Raw genomic sequence first — 3981 nt, forward strand, 5'->3', positions numbered from 1 at the left:
CCCCCGTACGGATCATCCGTACGGGGGCCGCCTCTCGTCCGCGTGCCGCTACTTGTAGTACGCCATGGCTTCCTCGACGGTCACCACGGGGATGTCCCGCTCGTCGATCGCCTTCATCAGCGTCCTCAGCCCGGCCTGCGCGATCTCCGTGCTGGTCTTCGCCTCCGAGGCGACCACCTTGTGCAGGCAGAGGATCAGCCAGTCGCCGTTGTTCTTGCACCGGTCGAGCCGGCCGCCCGGCGCGATCAGCTTCGACAGCTGCGCGCCGCCCGCGTTGGGCCCGTCCGTGATCCCGGTCAGCGACTTCAGCCGGTACGGCATCGCCGGCGCGAACGACTCGATCGTCTCCGAGATGATCGAACGGGCCGTGGTGAAGTGCCGGGCGGCGATCAGGTCGACGGGTATGCCGTCGGTGGTCTTCTGGAACGAGCCGTGCGGGTAGGCGAAGTGCTCGCTGGTGAAGCCGTTGGACACCAGCCACTCCCGCAGGTGCCGGAAGTCGTCGTCCACCGCCTGCGCGGTCATCTTGGCGTACCCCGTGGTGTGCGCCGAGGTCAGGTACGAGTGGCCGGCCATCTCCCAGCCCGAGGAGTTCTGCAGCGACCGCATCTCCTCGATGGTCACGAAGCCGCTCTTGCCGATGGGCTCGGCGATGTTGTAGAGCGTCGCCGGGAACCCGTAGGCGTCCATCGCCGGCCGGGCCAGGTCGTGGACCGAGAAGTGCGAGTCGTCGAAGGTGATCGAGACGACCCCGTTGGGGAACACGTCGGTCGTGTCCGGCACCAGCTCCACGGCCTGCAGGTGGTAGGTCACCGGGCCCTTGGCGTCGTCGTACACGGCGAAGGAGAAGTCGGTGATGCCGTCCTTCACCGACGGCACCCCGTCCGCGCCGATCGAGAACGTGCCCGCCGCGCCCGTCACGTCCGCCCACTGGAGGTGGACCGTCACCCACTCACCGGCCTGGACGTAGTTCGCCGAGGTCTTGGAGTGGACGTGGAAGGTCCAGGAGAAGTGGTTCGCGAGCGAGGAGGTGCCGGCGTAGAAGACCATCTTGGCCAGGTCCACGTCGTCGTCGACGCGGAAGATCAGCCGGATCATCTTGCCCTTGAGGTTCATCGCGGGCAGACCGGCGCGGCGGATGTAGGACTGCTTGCCGCTGCCGTTGGTCGAGACCCGCACGGCCTGGGTGCCGCGGGTGAACACCTCGGTGTCGTTCTCCGCCGCGCTCGCCGTGCCGGCGCCGCCGGCGGTCCAGCCGTGGCCGGCCTGGAACTGCTGCGACCAGGTGGCCCGGCGCCAGCGCGGCCGGCGGCCCGAGGGGGCGAACGCCGGGACCGTCCAGTTCGCCGTCGCCTTCGACCCGCCGAGGGCCAGGTCCCCGACGCCGCCCGCGGCCGCGCCGGCCTTCTTCGCGCCGTCGGTGACCGCGGCCACCGCCTGCGAGCCCGCGCCGCCGAGCAGCGCGCCGCCCGCGACGAGGAGCCCGCCCTTGCCGGTCAGCCGGAGCGCCGAGCGCCGGTCGAACCGCGCCGCCCGGCCGGTGCCCCGCGACTCCTCCGGCTCGGGCTCCCGCGACGGCTGCGGGGCGGCCGGCTGCTGCGGCGCCTGCGGCTGCGGCTGCGGGGTCCGGTACTGCGGGTCCTGGGGCCGACGGCCGTACTGCTGCTGCCCGTACTCCTGCTGTCCGTACGGCTCGCGCTGCCCGTAGCCCTGCTGCCCGTACTCCTGACCGCCGTGGTCCTGCTGCCGTCCGTACTGGTCCCGCTGCCCGCCGTCCTGCTCCCCGTACGGCCGCCGCTGCCCGTAGCCCTGCTGTCCGTAGGGCTGCTCCCCGTAGGGCTGGTTCCCGCCGCGCGGCTGCTCGCCGTAGGGCGTCGAATCGTTGTTCACCGGAACTCCAGAGGGTGTTCGGACCGTGTCAGGACTTGGGCACCGTGTCGAAGTAGTTCAGACCGCTCTCGGTGAAGCCCTCCACGGCCGCCTCGACCTGCTCGACGTCGAGGACGTCGTCCGCGTTGTAGTACATCCAGTCGACCTTCATGTCCCAGTGGCGGTCGCCGGTGAAGGGCAGGTCCACGAACCAGGTGTTGAAGTTGACGGACATCCCCGCCCGCGGCGCGTAGTCCGGGTCGTCGTGGGAGTACAGCTTCTTCCCGTCGATGCGGTAGGTGACCTCGTCGCCGTCGACCGTGATGGTCAGGGTGTGCCAGCCCTCGAGGCTGCGCATGTGCTTCATGGTGATGCGGTCGTTCCCGTCGGCGTCGTGCCAGCTGGTGGTGTCCAGCTTGGGGCCGGGCGCGCCCCAGCCGCCGTTGGGCATGTACTCGTAGTCCAGCTCGCTGTACTCCGCGCCCTTGCCGCCGATGGTGTAGAAGGTCTGGTTGACGTGGTCGCCGCCCTCGCCCTTCGCCGGCCTGTCGGTGAAGTGCACCCTGGCCGCGTACGTGCCCGACCGGAACTCCTTGTTGGCGCTGCCGAGGCTGGACTGCGTGGTGCCCGCGGTGGTGCCGTCGGTGGAGGCGCGCAGGTTCAGCACCTGGCCGCCGAGGGCGTCCTTGTCGGCGGGGAAGCTGACGTTGTCGGCCGACCAGGTGTCCTCGATGCCGGGGCCGCCCTCGCTCGTGCGCACCAGCCAGCCGTGCTTGAAGAGCGAGGGGTCCTTCGGACCGCGGTAGTGGAAGTTGTCGAACATGACGCCCTTGGGCGCGACGGGAGCCTTGCGCGGCGCGGCGGCCGCCGCCGCGGCGCCCTCGGCCGCCCCGGGCTCCGTGCCCCAGACGAGTTTGCCGGCGCGGTACGCCGTGACCAGGTCGGACTCCTTGAAGGTCGTCTTCGTCCGGTCGTAGGAGTGGTCGTTCCCCTGCTGCGTCTTCTTGTGGTCGACGCGGTACAGCTGGATCTCGATGCCCTTGCTGTTGGCGCCGGCCGCCAGGCTGCCGGCCTCCTTCGTGAAGGCGAGCTCCAGGTAGTGGTCGGCCTTCGCGGTGGGCTTCTCCGCGGCGACGATCCGGCCCGAGACGTTCGAGCAGTCGACGGCCGCGTGCACGCAGTTGAAGGCGTAGGGGACGTCGCCGTCGGCCGAGAAGTGGTACCGCAGGGTGACCTCGTCCAGCGGGACCGGCTTCGAGGAGGTGTTGATGACCTCCAGCCACGGCAGTGCGGCGTCCGCGGAAGGAGCGGTGTCGGTGCGGTAACGGAGCGTCAGCTCCGGCGGTGCCGCGTTGGCCTCCTTCCACTTCGGGTACCCGTAGAAGACGCCGCCTGCGGCGAGGGCTCCGACGAGGACCAGCAGGCGCACCATCGGCCATATGCTGCGGCGGCGCTTCGGCGACTTACGGCGGGCGGATGCCACATCGCTCCTCGGTGGGACTGTGGGAGCGCGCTGAGGGGGGAACCGTCAGGTCGGCGCTACATATGGTCACAATGCGGTCCGATGATATCCCTGTACCGGGCACACTTCCGGTCCGGATCTGTCACAAGACTGCAACCTTGTCCCGTGCGTGTCGCCGTGCTCACGGGGCAGAGGCCGCCGCTCGCCCTCCGGCCGGGGGTACCGCCGCCCCGGTCCCGTCACTGTTCCCGCACGGTCCGCGGTCCGGCACAGCTCGCGCCCAACGCCTCCACGCGCTGCCGCAGTTCGCGGTCCGCGGTCACCACCACGCACCGGCCCCCGCGCGCCGCGACGAGTTCAACGATCAGGTCGTCCCCGCTGCCCGTCGCCGACTCCACCCGCACGCCGGGCACGGCGTCGATCCCCTTCGCCGCGCCCTCCACGACCAGCACCACCTCGGCGTTCTCGCGCTCGCCGTAGCCCACCAGCCGGTCCCGCAGCCGCTCGGCGGCGCCCCGCCGGTCGCGCCACCAGCCGTCCGGCACCGAGCCCACGACGTTCGCGCCGTCCACGATCACCACAGTCATGCACCGCAGCGTACGGAAGGGACGCCCAGGGAACGCGGACGGGCCGCGCGGATCGTGGTGATC

The 3981-nt window shown here is 70.8% G+C and carries 3 protein-coding genes; all 3 read right to left on the bottom strand.

What is annotated here, in order from left to right; all coding sequences use genetic code 11:
* Nucleotides 1-48: 48 nt before the first annotated feature.
* The gene (locus ACFWEG_RS28445) at nt 49-1890 is read right to left on the bottom strand and encodes a polysaccharide deacetylase family protein (protein ID WP_387220832.1); all 1842 of its coding nucleotides are present in this window, start codon (nt 1888-1890) and stop codon (nt 49-51) included.
* 28 nt (nt 1891-1918) lie between these two features.
* Complete coding sequence (locus tag ACFWEG_RS28450) at nt 1919-3301, bottom strand: cellulose binding domain-containing protein (RefSeq protein ID WP_387220834.1); 1383 nt, start codon at nt 3299-3301, stop codon at nt 1919-1921.
* 269 nt (nt 3302-3570) lie between these two features.
* Complete coding sequence (locus ACFWEG_RS28455) at nt 3571-3918, bottom strand: NTP pyrophosphohydrolase (RefSeq protein WP_387220836.1); 348 nt, start codon at nt 3916-3918, stop codon at nt 3571-3573.
* Nucleotides 3919-3981: the final 63 nt, after the last annotated feature.

It is taken from the genome of Streptomyces sp. NPDC060194, from assembly GCF_042728285.1.
Taxonomy (GTDB): Bacteria; Actinomycetota; Actinomycetes; order Streptomycetales; family Streptomycetaceae; genus Streptomyces.

Coding starts and splice junctions, on each gene's coding strand:
- ACFWEG_RS28455 (WP_387220836.1), bottom strand. CDS start 3,918: ATGACTGTGGTGATCGTGGACGGCGCGAACGTCGTGGGCTCGGTGCCG.
- ACFWEG_RS28450 (WP_387220834.1), bottom strand. CDS start 3,301: ATGGTGCGCCTGCTGGTCCTCGTCGGAGCCCTCGCCGCAGGCGGCGTC.